Genomic DNA, 17,567 nt, shown 5'->3' on the forward strand with positions numbered 1-17,567 from the left:
TGCACCTCTTTCTTATATTTCTATATTTTAGATTTATTACATATTATTTTTTTATAATTGCATTAACTGGACATGCAGTTTGGCATGCACCACATTTAATACATTTACTTTGGTCAATAACATGCAATGTTTTAACTTTACCGCTAATACAGTTAACAGGACATTGTCTTGCACATTTTGTACAACCAATACATTTATCAGTAATTGTGTATCTTAATAAGTCCTTGCAAACTCCAGCAGGACAAGTTTTATCATATACATGGGCTTCGTATTCACTCATGAAGTATTTCAAAGTACTTAATACTGGATTTGGAGCAGTTTGTCCCAGGCCACATAGTGAAGTATCTTTGATTGTATTTGCAAGTGATTTTAGCTTGTGTAAATCTAGTTTTGTACCATTTCCTTTTGAAATCTTATCTAACATTTCAAGAAGACGTTTATTTCCTATTCTACAAGGAGAACATTTACCACAAGATTCTTCAACAGTGAATTCTAAATAGAATTTAGCTATATCAATCATACAATTATCTTCATCCATAACTATCATACCACCAGAACCCATCATAGACCCTATAGCACCAAGTGATTCATAATCTATTGGTGTATCTAAAAATTCTGCGGTAATACATCCGCCGGATGGACCCCCTGTTTGAACAGCTTTAAATTCACGCCCGTTCTTAATTCCACCACCGATATCATATATAATTTCTCGAAGAGTAGTACCCATTGGAACTTCTACTAGTCCAACGTTATTGATTTTACCGGCAAGAGCAAAAACTTTTGTTCCTTTAGATGTTGCTGTTCCTATAGAACTATACCACGCGGCACCATTATTAATGATAGCCGGAATATTTGCAAGAGTTTCAACATTGTTAACACAAGTTGGTTTATTCCATAATCCACTTTGAGCTGGGAATGGTGGTTTATTAGTTGGTTCTCCACGTTCACCTTCAATAGATTGAATTAATGCAGTCTCTTCTCCACATACAAAAGCACCAGCACCATATTTAATCTCTATATCAAAGCTAAAATCAGTTCCTAAAATGTTTTTTCCAAGAAGACCACATTCGCGAGCTTGGCCTATAGCAATTCGAAGTCGGCTAATAGCAAGAGGGTACTCTGCTCTGATATAAATATTACCAATTGAGGCACCTATACTATAACCAGCTATTGCCATAGCTTCTAAAACACTATGAGGGTCACCTTCAAGAATAGAGCGATCCATGAAAGCTCCCGGATCTCCTTCATCAGCATTACAAATTATGTATTTTTGGTCAGCATCGTACATTTTTGCGAAAGCCCATTTCTTACCTGTTGGAAAGCCACCGCCGCCCCTGCCTCGAAGTCCTGAATCAATCATTAATTTTATAATGTCATCTTGAGACATTTGAGTAATTACTTTACCTAATGCTAAGTAACCATCTTCAGCTATATATTCATTTATGTCTTCAGGATTAATAAGTCCACAGTTTCTAAGGGCAATTCTTACTTGCTTCTTATAGAATGGCATATCTTCCTGTTTTTTTATCTTTGTATTTGCACTTGGGTCTTCAAATAAAAGTCTATCAATAACTTTACCTTTTAATAAGTGTTCATGAACTATTTCCGCTGCGTCAGTTGGTTTAACAGTAACGTAAAATACGTTATCAGGAGAAACTTTAACGATTGGACCTTTTTCACAGAAACCAAAACAACCAGTTATAGCTACAGTTACTTCATCAGTTAGTCCTGCTTCTTTGATTTCCTTTTGTAGATTTTCTAATATTTCTTCGCTTTGAGCTGACATACAACCTGTACCACCACAAACTGATAAATACCTTTTACATCGAGTGCCTTCGGAAGCTTTTTCAGATTCTTCGTTTATCTTTCTCATTTCTAGTAATTTATTATGATCATTTTGAATGTTTTTAAGTTCATCAAAAGAATTAATTTTATTCAATTTATTTCCCCCTTCTACTCTGCATACTCGTTTTCGGCGTACTCATTTTCAATGTACTCATTTCAAATGTACTCAGCTAATATTTTATCTACTTGGTCTACTGTAACATGTCCATAAACTTTATCGTTTATAGTTACTACAGGTGCAAGACCACAGGCGCCTACACATCTTAATGATCCTAATGTGAATTTTCCATCACTAGTAGTTTCACCAGTTTTGAGCTTTAGTTTATTTTGAAACTCATTAAGTACATCTCCAGAACCTCTAACGAAACAGGCAGTTCCCATGCAAACATTTACTACATATTTTCCTCTTGGTTCAATAGTGAAAAAAGAATAGAAAGTAACAACACCAAAAACTTTAGAAACTGGAATATTCAGTTTTTCTGCTACAAAAGCTTGTACCTCTTGGGGTAAGTAGCCAAATAAGCCTTGCGCTTTGTGTAGCACTTCAATAAGGGCACCTTCTTTAGTTGGAAGGTCGTTAATAAATTCTTCTAGAATTTTGAAAGTTTCATCTTTTAAACAATTAGAACACACTAAAATATACCTCCTTTAATTTATGAGTATTTATAGAAAAATTTTATTTTTCTATTTAAGTTCTGCATTATACGGAATTATTGCGAAAAAAATAGTCTTTTATAATGTCAATTAAAAAATAAGGTTAATTAAATGTATAATACATCAAATATAGTATAATATTATTTTAGGAAAAAATCTACTAAATCTTAAAGCAATTTGTAGTATTGATATATGGAGAGAAAATATTATAAAAAAATATTCCATTTAGAGTAAAAATTATATATTATTTTTTGATGTTATGTTAATATTACATGAACAGGAAAACTATAACAAAAGAAGGTTATAGACAAAAATACTAGGAGTGAATTAAAATGGAAAAAGAAAAAAACAAGAAAACCTCTATAAGTGATAAATTAAGCAAAAGAATTATGTTGTTAATTATTTCAATATTTTTAGTTATAATTGTTGCTACGTATTTTTTGCTGCAATTAGCCATTAGTAAAGTAGTTGTAGCTATAGGACCGACGGTGACCACAACAATTACCAATCAGTTAGAAAAGGTAGATTATAATACGTTTTTAAGAGAAAAAGAAAATGGAGAAGTTTATAAGGATATTAATGATGGAATGATATTTTTAGCTGAAAAAGGAAAGAATGTTATACAAGAGATATCTATTATTACTTTAAATGAAGATAATAAATGGACATACATTATAGATAAATCTAAAGAAAGTCCCGCTAAATTTGGGGATGTATTTGAAGATGCTACTAATAAAGAGATAATGGATGAAGCTGTAAATAAAGGTAAACCAACCCTCTCAGAGGTTAAGAGAGATGTGGTAAATAGAAAAGCATCAATGAATACATACATACCTATAAAGACTATGAATGGAATAAATGCGTTAATAATACTTAAAATTAATTTAGATGTCATATTGAAGACACAACTATTAATTTTGCTAGGTCTAATTATATTTTTCATTATAGCTATTTCAATTATAAAATTAATAGTGAATAAGATTACCCGAAGACAGACGATGTCAATAAATATGCTTGTAGGGAAAATGAGAGATATGTCTAATTTAGAAGGTGATTTAACAAAAAGAATTCAAATAGAAAGCAATGATGAAATAGGGGAACTCGCAGAGTCTACCAATGATATGCTAGACACCTTCCAAGAACTTTTATGCCATATTAGTAAAACGTCTAATGAAATTTATCAGGTTAAAGAAAAATTCACGGATGCGTTCCAAAGAAATGTAGAGGGTTTTAATGAAATGAATATAGTAACGGGAAATATTGCTTCCAGAATAGAGGAACAGACACAGGAACTTACTAGCGCTGCTAGTAATATTCATTATGTTAATGACGTAGTGTCTCAAATTGCTGATAATTCTCAAAAGGTTACGCAACAAGCAATAGAAGCTAAAGACAATGCAAGTGCAGGAAATAAAACTATGATGGAACTTGCAAGTAAGTCTAAAGAAATAGTAGATGAAGTAGGAAATACATCGCAATTAGTTAAAGTGTTAGATGAAAAATCAGAAGCGATAAACGGCATAGTAGAAGCTATTACATCTATATCAGAACAAACTAATTTATTAGCATTAAATGCTTCTATTGAAGCAGCAAGAGCAGGGGAACAAGGAAGAGGTTTTGCGGTAGTCGCAGATGAAGTAAGGAAATTAGCAGAGGAGTCATCAAAATCTGCTGAAGAAATATCTGAGCTAATTAAAGAAGTTCAAAGAGGGATCGCAGCTGCAGGTGGTTCAATGGAGGGCGTAGCACATAGGGTTAAAAATGTATATAGTTATGTTGAGATAGCAGCTAATAAATTTGATGAAATATCCAGTTCCATTAGCAAGGTTTCTCAAAACGTTGAAGAGGTATCGGCATCAACTGAAGAAATGTCTGCAAATGCGTCTACTATAAATAATCAGATTGAAAAATTAGCAAATATCTCAAAAGAAAATAATAATGCTACGGAAAGTGTGGCATCCAGCATACAGTATGGAGTAAATGAGATGGTAAATTTACAGGTCGTATTGAAAGAATTAGATAATTCTACTGTGGAACTAATGAATCGGTTATCAAAGTTAAAATTAAAATAAAGGTGAATTTATTTTTACATTATGGATATAATGTACTAAATAAAAAGAAATTAAGCTATAACGTAAAATTAAGTTGACTTATTGAATTTATAATCTAAAATGAGACATATATAATAATATAAATTAACAATAGAAAGGGGATTTATTAATGAAGAAAAAAATATATATTGATGGAATGAGTTGTAGTCATTGTGTAAGCCATGTAAAAGAAGCGCTATTAGACCTTGGTGCTATAAAAGTAAAAGTTGACTTAGAAGAGAAGTTTGCAATGGCAGAATTTGATGATGAAGTAAGTGATAATGATATTACTGACGCAATTGAAGAAGTAGGATATGAAGTTACTGAAATAGAAGAAGATTAATATAACAAATACTAATTTTCTTTATTATAAATTGTTTAGATAACAATTAATATAGCCCCTGTTCATTAATTGAACAGGGGCTATATTAATTAAAAAATTTTAGCTGAACATTTATTTGCTTATCTTGTATTTCTAGAATAATATAGGAGTACCATGGCTCACGGCGCTTATAAGAGGGTGAACCTGGATTTATCATAAGTATCTTGTTCTTAGTTAGGATAAGCGGCTGATGACTATGGCCAAAAATAATTATATCTACTCTATCATTAATAAATGTATTGTAGGCGCTGTCTAGAGTGCTTTTAGAGCCGCCGTGGCCATGGTACAAACCAATCTTATATCCTTCTATAGGTATAATCATTTTTTCTTTTAATAAATCCCTGATATATCCTTTATCATTATTTCCCCATACTCCAATAAAGTTTTTATGTTCTCTTAATTTTGAGACAACAGTCGAGGAAACATAATCACCTGCATGAATTATCATATCAGCTTCTTTAGATAAATTATCAATAAATTTAAAAAGTTTATCGCTATGTTTTTTTACATGAGTATCAGATATTATTGCAATTTTCATAATGCATCACCTTATCTATTATATTATCTTATATTATGCTTTGATACACAATTTAGTATTCAATTATTTAATTCTTAGTTTATAATTATACTTATATAATATATCTGCTATAATTATCATATAGTTATAAGTAGTATTTTTTTGAATTTAAATATAAATTAAAACATGAGGAGAAAAAATGAGCGGAACAGAAGATATAGTCTATGTTTTAGAGCAAACAGGAATAAATATAAAGCATGAGAAGTCTTTGCACTCATCTATTAAGCAATGGTATGCTGTACCAGGAGATAGATTAGAAGTAAAAGTAGACAAGTATATAATTGATTTAGTAAGAGAAGATTCATTAATAGAAATACAGACAAGAAATTTTAGTGCAATTGGAAATAAACTTAGAGAACTTATTAAGTATAATAAGGTTAGGTTAGTACATCCTATAGCTATTGAAAAATATATAGTAACAATAGGAGAATTGGATGAAATAATTAGTAGAAGGAAATCTCCTAAGAAAGGAAAACTTGTAGACTTATTTGATGAGCTAGTTAGGATTTCTGATTTGATACTAGAAGAAAATTTCATGCTAGAGATCTTAATGACTAAACAGGAAGAAATAAGATGTAATGATGGAAAAGGTAGTTGGAGACGAAAAGGTATAAGTATTAGCGATAGAAAATTAGTAGAGGTAGTAGAAAAAGTCGTATTCAAAGAAAAAGAAGATTTTCTTATCTTTTTACCAAAAGGATTACCTGAGAGTTTCACTAATAAAAATTTAGCCGCAGAACTTAAGATTACTATTTTTAAGGCAAGAAAAGTAACATATTGTTTAAGGAAAATGGAAATTATAAAACAAATAGGTAAAAACAAAAACGAAATTATATTCGGAAGGTGGTAAAGAATGGACAACAAACCCAAAGCAATTACACTTATACTGATATCCGCTTTAGCATTTTCAATAATGGGAGCAATGGTAAAGCTTTCAGGTGACATTCCACTTTTTGAAAAAGTGTTTTATAGAAATTTAGTAAGTTTAGGTATGGCATATATTATGATAAAAAATAATAAGGCAAGTTTGTTTGGTAAGAAAGAAAACCAGAAATATTTACTTTCTAGGTCTCTACTGGGTCTTCTAGGTGTAATACTTAGTTTTTATGCACTGAATAATTTAGTGCTTTCAGATGCAAGTATGTTAAATAAAATATCGCCTTTTTTTGTAACATTATTTGCCGCAATCTTTTTAAAGGAGAAGCTTTCTAAAATACAAATACCTGTTTTAATTATTGTGTTTAGTGGAGCGCTATTTATTATTAAACCGCAATTTAATTTTTCAGTACTACCATCACTTTCGGGATTTATATCTGCTATGTGTGCGGGAGCAGCCTATACATTAATACGATTCTTAAGGGAAAGGGAAAAGGCGGCGACTATTGTATTTTATTTTTCCTTTATTTCAGTGGTAGTAATGTTTCCACTAATGATGATGAATTATCAAAAACCTACTATAATTCAATTTATATACTTAGCTTGTGTGGGAGTTTTTGCGGGGATTGGACAATTCACGTTAACCAATGCTTATAGATATGCACCAGCAGCAGAAGTATCAATTTATGATTATACTAGTATAGTGTTTTCTGCAATTATAGGATTTATTGTTTGGTCGGAACTTCCAGATTACTTAAGTGCTATAGGAACATTTCTAATTATAGCAGCAGCAATTTTTACTTATATTTACAACCGGAAAAGAACTTTAAAAACAGAAACTTAATTATACAAGTTTGTGATAAGTTTTATTAATGGTAAAAAATATCTAGTATTAATTTACAAATTATCTTTTTAGGTAATATATTATAGGGTATAATATAAATATATTATAAGTGCAAATTAGGAATATTAGGAGGTGTAAATATATGGACAAGAAAAAAGTTTACATTACAAGAAGAATACCAGATGAGGCTATTGAACTTTTGGAAGAGCATTTTGATGTGGAAATCAATCCGCAAGATAGAGCACTATTAAGAGAAGAGTTGTTAGAAAAGGTAAAAAATACAGATGCTGTACTATGTGTAATAACTGATATTATTGATAAAGAGGTGTTTGAAGCAGCTGGAATTAAGTGTAAGATATTTGCCAATTATGGTGTTGGGTACAACAACATTGATATAGTTTCTGCAACCCAAATGGGAGTCATAGTTACAAACACACCTGGAGTACTAGATGATGCTACTGCAGACCTTGCATGGGCACTTCTTATGGCAGTATCTAGAAGAATAGTATCAGCAGATAAATTTACAAGGAACGGTGCATTTCAAGCTTGGGATCCTATGATGTTTCTTGGACGGGACATTACCGGAAAGACCTTAGGTCTTGTAGGAGCAGGTAGAATTGGTTTTAACTTTGCAAAAAAAGCTAAGGCTTTTGATATGAAATTACTTTACACTGGACCAAGGAGAAATTCTAAAATAGAAAATGAATTAGGTGCTATTTATGTGGATAAAGAAACGCTTTTAATAGAATCAGACTTTGTTTCCCTACATGTACCCCTTTTGCCTTCTACCACTCATTATATTGGAGAAAAAGAATTTTCTATTATGAAAAAAACTTCGGTTATTGTTAATACATCTAGAGGGGCAGTAGTTGACGAAAAAGCATTAGTTAAGGCCCTTAAGTCTGGTGAAATATGGGGAGCTGGACTTGACGTGTATGAACACGAGCCGGATATAGAACCAGAACTTTTAGACATGTATAATGTTGTAATAGTACCACACATTGCTTCGGCTACAATGGAAACAAGAACAAATATGGGATTGATTGCGGCTAAGAATATTATTAAAGTTCTTGCAGGTGAAAAGCCAGATACTTGCGTTAATACGGAAGTATTAAAATAAATACTATAAAAGTACTACCGTTTATTTAAAGGGGTAGTACTTTTTTTAGTTCCGCCTATTTAAATAACTTTATTTTTGATATCTATATAATTGTATATGGAGTATTTTGAAATACCGAAAAATTCCGCAGTTTTATCGCCAGCCTTTGTAATTAAGAAGGCTCCAGCATCATTTAGAAATTGAATAGCTTCTATCTTTTGCTCCTTACTCATAAGTGCAACTGGTCTACCTATTTTTTTTACAGATTCATCCAATAAGTCATCTAGGAGTTGATTTACATTTTGAGGAATTTTATTTGGTTCCTCAATATCTTCTCCATAATTAATTAAAGAGTCTAAACAGTTTTTAGCAATAGTTAGCTCAGTAATGTCGTAATTAATAGAGAATATTCCTGTAGGCTTATTTTCATTATCTCGTATATATATGGTACTTGATTTTAAAATCTTACCATCGTAAGTCTTTGTAATATAACTTAATTTATCTTCCAGTGAATCAGAAACATGTTTTAGCGCATTTAAAACAATGCGGGATGCATTAGTACTTGTGGTTCTATGTGTAACGTCACCATTTTCAATAAATATAATTGGATAATCTACATCTCCAGAAGATAGGTCGTGAATAACTACTTCACAGTTTCTACCAAATTGGGATGAAATACCTTTTGCTAATCTTTTTAAAAAATCTAAATTAGAATCATTATTCATATAAATAACCTCACAATTCGTATAATTAATCTAAAATTAAAAGAATTTTACAAAAATTTTATAATTTAAGTATATCAATATTTATTTTTAAAATCAATACAATTTACAAAAATATTTTTGAATTGCAAAAATATTATGAAAATCATATTGACTTTTATTTAGAGTAATGATAATCTAAAAAATATAAAGAGTATACATAGGGAGGCTATATTATGAGTACAGTAAATTCATCTAAGGACAATGGTGGTATTTTGTATAAGATCGATGATAAACCACCATTCCACATATCAATTTTACTTGCTTTTCAGCACATAATGGCAGCATTCGGGGGCATTGTAGCAGTACCATTAATAATTGGTGGAGCTTTAGGACTACCAGGGGAAGACGTTGCATTTTTAGTAAGTGCTGCAATATTTGCAGCAGGTATAGCAACTTTTATTCAAGCTAGAGGGATTGGTCCTGTAGGGGCTAGGGTACCATGTGTTATGGGAACTGATTTTACATTTGTTGGACCATCTATAGCTGTTGGATCTGCTCTTGGATTACCAGGAATATTTGGAGCAACAATAATGGGGTCCTTCATTGAAATCGTTTTAAGTCGGTTTATTAAGCCTTTAAGAAAGTTTTTTCCACCAATTGTAACAGGGACAGTTGTTATGTTAATTGGTCTTACTTTATTACCCGTAGCAATAGATTGGTCTGCTGGTGGATTTGGTGCTAAAGATTATGGTAGTGTTAGAAACGTAAGTATTGCGTTTTCAGTAATGATTGTAATTACATTATTAAATAGATACGGTAAAGGACTTGTTTCTTCTGCATCAGTTATCATTGGGTTAATATTTGGCTATATAATATGTTTCCCACTGGGAATGCTTGATTTATCACAAATTACGAATGCTAGCATCATTGCTTTCCCATCACCATTTAAATATGGTATTACTTTTAAGTTTTCAGCATTTGCTGCATTTATTATAGCTTATTTAGTTACAACCGTTGAGACAGTAGGAGTTCTTATGGCTATTGGAGAAGCATCAGGTAAAGATATATCATCTGATGATATTTCAAAAGGTATACTTGCTGATGGAGTTGGATCACTTATAGCAGGGTGCGTAAATGCTGGACCTAATACATCCTTTTCACAAAATGTTGGACTTATACCAATTACTAGAGTTGCAAGTAAATCTGTAGTTGCTCTTGCAGGAATACTTTTAATGATATTAGGTATATTCCCTAAATTTGGAGCACTTGTCTCTATTATGCCAGAACCAGTTTTAGGTGGTGCAGGTATTATAATGTTTGGAATGGTTATATCCGCAGGAATTAAAACAATTCAAAAGGTTAATCTTAACAACAGAAACATGCTTATTCTAGCTATTTCACTTGGAATAGGTCTAGGTGTTACTGTAAGGCCTGATTTTTTAAGTAGTATGCCTTCAGCTGTTAAAAGTTTCTTTTCTTCAGGTATAAGTGCAGGTACAGTAGTGGCTTTATTACTTAACGTAATATTAAAAGAAGAAACTCCTTCAAACTTAAATTCTAAAATTGGTTCAAAAACAATTGAACAATAAAATATATTAAAGGAAGTACCTAGGGAGGATTAGTACTATGAAATCCAGTAAAACTAAAAGTTTAATTCAAATAGCTACAAGTAGAAAAAAAGCTGATTTAGTAATTGAAAATTGTAATGTGGTTAATGTATTTTCGCAAGAAATCATATATGGTAAATTAGCTATTAGTGATGGTGTATTTATTGGTATTGGTGATTATGAAGGCAAAGAGGTAATTGACGGTGAAGGGAAATATATAGTTCCTGGGTTAATTGATTCTCATGTGCATATAGAGTCATCTATGGGTTCACCATATCAATTTGCAAGAGCAGTCTTACCTAGAGGAACCACAACGGTTATCTCTGATTGCCACGAAATAGCAAATGTTAAAGGACTTTCTGGAATAAAATATATGATTGAGTCTAGTGAAAATCTACCACTTGATGTATATATTATGTTACCATCTTGCGTTCCAGCTACGAATTTTGAAACATCGGGGGCTATTCTTGAAGCAAAAGATTTAGAAGAACTTATGAAGCATGAAAGAGTTTTGGGTTTAGGAGAACTTATGAATTATCAAGGAGTTGTTTTTACAGATGAAGGTATTCTTAAAAAACTTGAACTAACTGATGATTACCATAAAATAGTAGATGGTCATGGACCTATTATTAAAGAAAAAGAATTAAATGCTTATTCTTTAGCTGGAGTTAAAACAGACCACGAATGTAGCAACCATAAAGAGGTATTAGATAGACTTAGAAATGGTATTTATGTTGCAATAAGAGAAGGATCGGCAGCGAAGAATCTATTAGATTTAGTTGGAGCAGTAAATTCCTTTAATGAGCGAAGATTTACTTTTTGCACAGATGATAGACACCCTACGGACATCTTAAAAGAAGGGCATATAGACAACAACATTAGGCTTGCTATTAGAGCGGGGGTGAGTCCTATTACTGCCATTAGAATGGCAACACTTAATTCAGCGGAATGTTATAATCTTAAAAAACTTGGAGCTATTGCTCCGGGGTATATAGCAGATTTTATAATAGTTGATAATTTATCAGACTTTAATGTATTAAAAACTTTTAAAAAAGGAAAACAAATAAAAGATGATTGGTATAAAGATATAGCGGAAGATAAGAAACTTTTAGAAACTGTATCTAACAGTGTTAATATAAAAGACTTTTCGAAGGATGATTTAAAGTTAAAAGTTACATCTAACACTGCAAAAGTTATCAAAATTATGGATCATAGTCTTTTTACGAAGAATGTAGCTAGGCAAGTAAAAGTAGATGAAAATGGATTTTATATATATGATGAAGCAGTTGATATACTTCCTATTTATGTATTTGAAAGACATAGTGGTACTGGCAATATCGGTAAGGGTTTAATTGAAGGGTATGGTCTTAAAAATGGAGCAATTGCATCAACGATAGCACATGATTCCCATAACTTAATAGTAATAGGCGATAATCCTACCAATGTTAAAATAGCTGTAGAAAAGATAATAGAAATTGGCGGAGGTCTTGTTATTGTTGTAGACGGTGAGGTCAAAGGATATTTACCACTAGATATTGCAGGTATTATGTCTTCAGAGGATTTAGAAACTGTATCAAAAGGACATGAAAAACTTAATAAAATAGCTATGGAAGAACTTAACATTAATGAAAGTGTTAATGCTTTTATGACTTTAGCTTTCATGGCATTACCGGTTATCCCTGAACTAAAGATTACTGATAGAGGACTCTTTGATGTAATTAAATTTAAGCATACTGATTTGTAATTAATAATTATTATTGACGCATTTTTTTAAGGATGATATAATTGTTTTAAAGGAGATGCTTATGAAGAATTCAATCCTTTTAAAGAACATTAAATATTTAGTGACTTGTGATGATGAGGACAACGTATTTCAAAATATAAATTTATTTATTGAAAATGGCGAAATTAAATATATTGGTAGCGAAGTTAAACCAGCCCATGAGATTATAGATGCAACAAATATGGTAGTGTATCCAGGTCTTATAAATACACACCATCATCTTTATCAATACTTTAGTAGAAATATTCCAGAAGTTCAAAATATGGAATTATTCCCATGGCTAAGATATTTGTATGAGATTTGGAAAAATGTAAACAGTGATGTTATTATGTACAGTTCCCTTTGTGGAATGGGTGAACTTTTAAAGACAGGATGTACAACATGCTTTGACCACCACTATGTATTTCCTAAAAACCAAAGTGGGCTAATAGAGACACAGTTCGAAGCGGCGCAAAGGCTTGGAATAAGAATGTATGCATCTAGAGGTAGTATGTCTCTAAGCATTAAGGATGGTGGACTTCCACCGGATTCAGTGGTTCAAACTGTTGACGAGATTTTAAAAAATAGTGAGGCATTGGTTAAAAAATTCCATGACAAAAATCGTTTTGCAATGAGGCAGGTTGCATTTGCTCCTTGTTCACCATTTAGTGTCACTGGAGATTTAATGCGTGAATCAGCAAAACTTGCTAGAAAACTTGGGGTTAGACTCCACACACATCTTGCAGAAACAGTAGATGAAGAAAATTTTACTATGGAAAAATTCAACATGCGCCCTCTTGAGTACATGGAAAGTTTGGGATGGCTCGGCTCTGATGTGTGGCTTGCACATGGTATTCACTTTAATGATGATGAAATAAAATTACTTGCAAGTACTGGTACAGGCATTGCTCATTGTCCCATATCCAACATGAAATTGTCCTCAGGAATTGCAAAGATTCCCCAAATGCTAAAGTGCAAAGTACCTGTTGGTCTTGGAGTTGATGGAAGCGCAAGCAATGATGGATCAAATATGCTAGAAGAGATGAGAGTTGCATTTTTACTGCATAGATTAAACTCAGGTAAAAGTGCTCCCACAGCTTATGATATACTTAAAATGGCTACTAGAGGAAGTGCGAAAGTACTTGGACGCTCAGATATTGGTAAGTTATCGGTTGGAATGGCAGGGGATTTATTTATGATAAACCTTAACCGTCTAGAACTTATAGGGGCAGATTTAGACCCTAAATCATTTCTTGGTACTGTAGGCTTTAAAGGAAATGTTGATTATACTATTGTAAACGGTGTGATTGCTGTAAAAGATGGTAAACTGGTGAACATTGATGAAGAAAAGATCTATTATGAAGGTAATATTGTTGCAAAGAAATTTAATGAAAATTTATAATAGAAGTTTTGATTACTATATAAGGAGGAACAATATGAGTATTGGAAAGAGTATTAAAAGAGTCGATGCCTTTGATAAAGTAACTGGACGTGCACAGTTTACAGATGATTTTAAGTTGAGTAATTGTCTTGTTGCTAAAATTATGCATAGTACTATTGCAAATGGCCTTGTTAAAAGTATTGATGTAGCAGATGCAATGAAACTAGAAGGGGTTGTAAAAATTGTAACTTGTTTTGATGTTCCCTCTACCGGATTTCCAACAGCTGGGCATCCTTTTGCGCTGGACCCTGCCCACCAGGATATAGCAGACAGAAAACTGCTTAATCAAAGGGTTAGATATTATGGTGATGACATAGCAGCAGTAGTTGCTAAAGATAGTGTAACTGCAACAAAAGCTATTAACCTTATAAAAGTAGAATACGAAGAATATGAACCTATAATGTCTATTGATGCTGCACTAAAACAAGGAGCTAAAAGCATTCATGAGGAGTATCCAGGTAATATTTTTGCACATACAAGTTATGAAGTAGGCAATTATGATAATGCTATAAAAGAAGAAGGGCTTGTTGTTTTTGAGGGAGAATATGAAACTCCAATGGTTAAGCATTGCCAACTTGAAAATCCAATTTCTTATGCTTATGCGGAGGGTAAAAGAATTGTTGTTGTTACATCAACTCAAATTCCTCATATTGTAAGACGTGTAGTTGGTCAAGCTCTTGGCATTGAGTGGGGAAAAGTCAGAGTTATTAAACCTTATATAGGTGGAGGCTTTGGTAATAAGCAAGAGGTTCTTTACGAACCGCTAAATGCATATTTATGTACAGTTATTGGTGGCAGATGTGTTAAACTTGATTTGAGTCGCGAAGAGGATTTTGTGAGTACCCGTGTGCGTCATGCTATGAAAATTAAAATCAAAAGTTATGTGAGGCCAAATGGACGGTTTGTTGCTAGAAAAGTAGAAGTATATGGTAATAAAGGGTCTTATGCATCCCATGGACATAGTATAACAAGTAAAGCAGGTCACGCATTCAAACAAGTATATCAGAGCGAAGTTGCAACTAAAGGTGATATGTATTCAGTATTTACTAATATGCCATCATCTGGTGCTATGCGTGCTTATGGTATACCACAAATAACGTTTGCTATTGAATCTCATGTTGATGATATTGCAACTGAACTTAATTTAGACAAGATTGAAATTAGAAAACTAAATTCTATGAAATTAGGTTTTGTTGACAATCAGGTTAAGTGTTACAGTAATGGACTTTATGAATGCATTGAAAAGGGTAGAAAATATATAGACTGGGATAATAAACTTAAAGAATACCAAAATCAAACTGGACCAATTAGGCGTGGCGTGGGTATGGCAATATTTAGCTATGCAACGGGTGTTTATCCTATTTCACTGGAAACGTCAGCTTGTAGAATTGTGCTTAATCAAGATGGTTCAGTTCAACTTCAAATGGGTGCTACGGAAATAGGTCAAGGGGCAGATACCGTTTTTGGACAAATGGTAGCAGAGGTGCTTAGCATTCCACCTCAAAATGTGCACACTGTATCAACGCAAGATACAGATATTACACCTTTTGATACAGGGGCTTATGCATCTAGGCAATCTTATGTATCAGGTATGGCTGCTAAGAAGGCTGCTTTAGAGATAAAAGAAAAAATAATAGAACATGCGAATTTTATGTTGAAACTTCCTAAAGGAAACATTGAACTTAAAGATAATAATATTGTAAATAGTGAAACTGGTGAAGTTATAGCTTCACTTAAAGAAGTTGCTATGCATGCACTTTACAATACTGAAAAATCAGTTCACATAACTGCAGATGTTACAAATCAATGTAAATCAAATTCCTTCGCTTTTGGATTATGTTTTGTTGAGGTTGAAGTTGATATTCCCGTAGGTAAAATTAAAGTAATTAATGTTATTAATGTCCACGATAGTGGTAAAATTCTTAATCCTAAGCTAGCGGCAGGACAGGTACATGGTGGTATGAGTATGAGTTTAGGTTATGGTTTAAGTGAACAGCTTTTATTTGATCCAAAGACAGGTAGAATGCTCAATGATAATTTACTTGATTATAAACTTCCAACTATTATGGATACTCCACATTTGGAAGCTCAATTTGCAGAAACCTATGATGTATCAGGGCCTTTTGGTAACAAGGCATTAGGAGAACCACCTGCAATTCCGGTTGCACCTGCAATTAGAAATGCTGTGCTTAATGCTACAGGAGTTAAGTTTAATGTTGCTCCGTTAACACCACAAAGACTTGTAGAAAAATTTAAAGAGAAAAATTTAATATAAAAGTAGAGGTGGAATAACAATGTATGATATTGAAAGAATATACCAGGCAACTTCAGTAAAGGATGCTATAAGTCATCTTGAACTGGAACCAAAATCTATAATTATTGCAGGCGGGAGTGACGTGCTTATAAGCATTCGTCATGGCAAGCTTGCTGGATGCTCTCTTGTAAGTATTTTTGGACTAGATGAACTAAGAGGAGTAACTCTTGAAGAGGATGGTAGCATAAAGATAGGTTCACTTACAAGTTTTTCACACATAACTAAAAATGATATTATCCAAAAATATATCCCAGTCCTTGGAGAAGCAGTTGATGAAATAGGAGGTCCACAATTAAGAAACATTGGTACAATTGGAGGAAATATTTCAAATGGTGTTACAAGTGCTGATAGTGCATCCACGTTATTTGCACTAAATGCTAAGCTCCAAATACAAGGTCCTGATGGAGAAAGGGTTATTCCTATCTCAGAGTACTACGCAGGGCCAGGAAAAGTTACTTTAAAAAATGCAGAAATACTTACAGCTATCTATATCACTAAAGAAAATTATGAAAACTTTAGTGGTAATTACATTAAATATGCTATGCGTAATGCAATGGATATTGCAACTCTTGGTTGTAGCGTAGTTTGTAAACTTAATGCACAAAAGGATAAGATAGAAGATGTACGTCTTGCTTACGGCGTTGCAGCTCCAATTCCTATGAGATGTTTTAAAGCTGAAGAAGCTATAAAGGAAATGGGTTTTACTGAGGATATGTTTAATATTTTTTCCGAAACAGCAAAGACTGAAGTGAATCCTCGGACATCTTGGCGTGCATCTAAAGATTTCAGACTTCAGCTTGTGGGGGAACTCAGTAAAAGGGCCTTAAAGGAATGTATAAAAAAATGTGGAGGTGTAATCAATGGCTAATAAAATATTAAGCTTTATAGTAAATGGTGAGCCTACACAAATTATGATAGATGATAGAGATTCACTTACTGATGTTTTAAGAAATGGGCTTAATCTTACAAGTGTTAAAAAAGGCTGTGAGGTTGGAGAATGTGGAGCTTGTACTGTTCTTATTAATGGTGAAGCCTATGATTCATGTATTTATCTTGCAGTTTGGGCAGAAGGTAAAGAAATTCGTACAACTGAAGGACTCATGGATTCTGATGGGAATATATCAGATATTCAGGAAGCATTTATTGAGGAAGGTGCTGTGCAATGTGGTTTCTGTACCTGCGGATTTATTATGTCCTCTATTGCTGTTCTTGAAGATGATAAAGAGTATACAACTGAAGAAGTTAAAAAAGGAATTTCTGGTAATCTGTGCCGTTGTACAGGTTATGAAAATATATTAAATGCCGTAGAAAAAACAAAAGTTCATCGTTGTGATTGTAAAAATACAAAATTATGATACAATAAAACAATGTT

15 protein-coding genes are annotated in these 17,567 nt (G+C 32.6%); 11 read left to right on the forward strand and 4 right to left on the reverse strand.

Going from position 1 to position 17,567, the window contains the following annotated elements; genetic code table 11:
* Positions 1-43 precede the first annotated feature (43 nt).
* Together ACREWB_RS00575 and ACREWB_RS00580 are read right to left on the reverse strand one after the other, a co-directional pair.
* Positions 44-1,939 (reverse strand): NADH-ubiquinone oxidoreductase-F iron-sulfur binding region domain-containing protein, encoded by a 1,896-nt coding sequence (locus ACREWB_RS00575; RefSeq protein ID WP_431545532.1) that lies wholly within the window; start codon positions 1,937-1,939, stop codon positions 44-46.
* A gap of 62 nt (positions 1,940-2,001) precedes the next feature.
* The gene (locus ACREWB_RS00580) at positions 2,002-2,478 is read right to left on the reverse strand and encodes an NADH-quinone oxidoreductase subunit NuoE family protein (protein ID WP_431545533.1); all 477 of its coding nucleotides are present in this window, start codon (positions 2,476-2,478) and stop codon (positions 2,002-2,004) included.
* A gap of 353 nt (positions 2,479-2,831) precedes the next feature.
* Here ACREWB_RS00580 and ACREWB_RS00585 point away from each other — a divergent pair, with 353 nt between their 5' ends.
* Together ACREWB_RS00585 and ACREWB_RS00590 are read left to right on the forward strand one after the other, a co-directional pair.
* Positions 2,832-4,571: a methyl-accepting chemotaxis protein gene (locus tag ACREWB_RS00585; protein WP_431545534.1), complete on the forward strand. Its 1,740-nt coding sequence runs from the start codon at positions 2,832-2,834 to the stop codon at positions 4,569-4,571.
* Between the two features lie 148 nt (positions 4,572-4,719).
* Positions 4,720-4,932, forward strand: a complete 213-nt coding sequence (locus ACREWB_RS00590; protein WP_431545535.1) for a heavy-metal-associated domain-containing protein — start codon at positions 4,720-4,722, stop codon at positions 4,930-4,932.
* Positions 4,933-5,017: 85 nt separating this feature from the next.
* Here ACREWB_RS00590 and ACREWB_RS00595 read toward each other — a convergent pair whose 3' ends face one another.
* Entirely contained in the window at positions 5,018-5,509 is a 492-nt protein-coding gene (locus tag ACREWB_RS00595) for a metallophosphoesterase family protein (RefSeq protein ID WP_431545536.1), read from the reverse strand.
* Between the two features lie 178 nt (positions 5,510-5,687).
* Here ACREWB_RS00595 and ACREWB_RS00600 point away from each other — a divergent pair, with 178 nt between their 5' ends.
* From ACREWB_RS00600 to ACREWB_RS00610, 3 genes are all read left to right on the forward strand, one after another.
* Positions 5,688-6,398, forward strand: coding sequence for a DUF8091 domain-containing protein (locus tag ACREWB_RS00600; RefSeq protein WP_431545537.1), 711 nt, complete (start codon positions 5,688-5,690; stop codon positions 6,396-6,398).
* 3 nt (positions 6,399-6,401) lie between these two features.
* Positions 6,402-7,268: a DMT family transporter gene (locus ACREWB_RS00605; RefSeq protein WP_431545538.1), complete on the forward strand. Its 867-nt coding sequence runs from the start codon at positions 6,402-6,404 to the stop codon at positions 7,266-7,268.
* A gap of 142 nt (positions 7,269-7,410) precedes the next feature.
* On the forward strand, positions 7,411-8,388 hold the full coding sequence (locus ACREWB_RS00610) for a 2-hydroxyacid dehydrogenase (protein ID WP_431545539.1): 978 nt from the start codon (positions 7,411-7,413) through the stop codon (positions 8,386-8,388).
* Between the two features lie 59 nt (positions 8,389-8,447).
* Here ACREWB_RS00610 and ACREWB_RS00615 read toward each other — a convergent pair whose 3' ends face one another.
* On the reverse strand, positions 8,448-9,092 hold the full coding sequence (locus ACREWB_RS00615) for a helix-turn-helix transcriptional regulator (protein ID WP_431545540.1): 645 nt from the start codon (positions 9,090-9,092) through the stop codon (positions 8,448-8,450).
* A 212-nt stretch (positions 9,093-9,304) separates the two neighbouring features.
* On the opposite strand from ACREWB_RS00615, the gene ACREWB_RS00620 reads away from it, so the two are divergent.
* The 6 genes from ACREWB_RS00620 (at position 9,305) to xdhC (ending at position 17,550) form a co-directional block, all read left to right on the forward strand.
* Entirely contained in the window at positions 9,305-10,660 is a 1,356-nt protein-coding gene (locus ACREWB_RS00620; RefSeq protein ID WP_431545541.1) for a nucleobase:cation symporter-2 family protein, read from the forward strand.
* A gap of 37 nt (positions 10,661-10,697) precedes the next feature.
* The gene (gene ade, locus ACREWB_RS00625; protein WP_431545542.1) at positions 10,698-12,422 is read left to right on the forward strand and encodes an adenine deaminase; all 1,725 of its coding nucleotides are present in this window, start codon (positions 10,698-10,700) and stop codon (positions 12,420-12,422) included.
* A gap of 61 nt (positions 12,423-12,483) precedes the next feature.
* Positions 12,484-13,842: an 8-oxoguanine deaminase gene (locus ACREWB_RS00630; protein WP_431545543.1), complete on the forward strand. Its 1,359-nt coding sequence runs from the start codon at positions 12,484-12,486 to the stop codon at positions 13,840-13,842.
* Positions 13,843-13,876: 34 nt separating this feature from the next.
* Positions 13,877-16,156, forward strand: coding sequence for a xanthine dehydrogenase subunit XdhA (xdhA, locus tag ACREWB_RS00635; protein ID WP_431545544.1), 2,280 nt, complete (start codon positions 13,877-13,879; stop codon positions 16,154-16,156).
* 19 nt (positions 16,157-16,175) lie between these two features.
* Positions 16,176-17,063: a xanthine dehydrogenase subunit XdhB gene (xdhB, locus tag ACREWB_RS00640; RefSeq protein ID WP_431545545.1), complete on the forward strand. Its 888-nt coding sequence runs from the start codon at positions 16,176-16,178 to the stop codon at positions 17,061-17,063.
* Positions 17,056-17,550, forward strand: coding sequence for a xanthine dehydrogenase subunit XdhC (xdhC, locus tag ACREWB_RS00645; protein WP_431545546.1), 495 nt, complete (start codon positions 17,056-17,058; stop codon positions 17,548-17,550). The genes xdhB and xdhC overlap by 8 nt, the downstream gene beginning before the upstream one ends.
* Positions 17,551-17,567 lie beyond the last annotated feature (17 nt).

The organism is Clostridium sp. (assembly GCF_050717635.1).
In the GTDB taxonomy this organism is placed as follows: Bacteria; Bacillota; Clostridia; order Clostridiales; family Clostridiaceae; genus Clostridium_AD.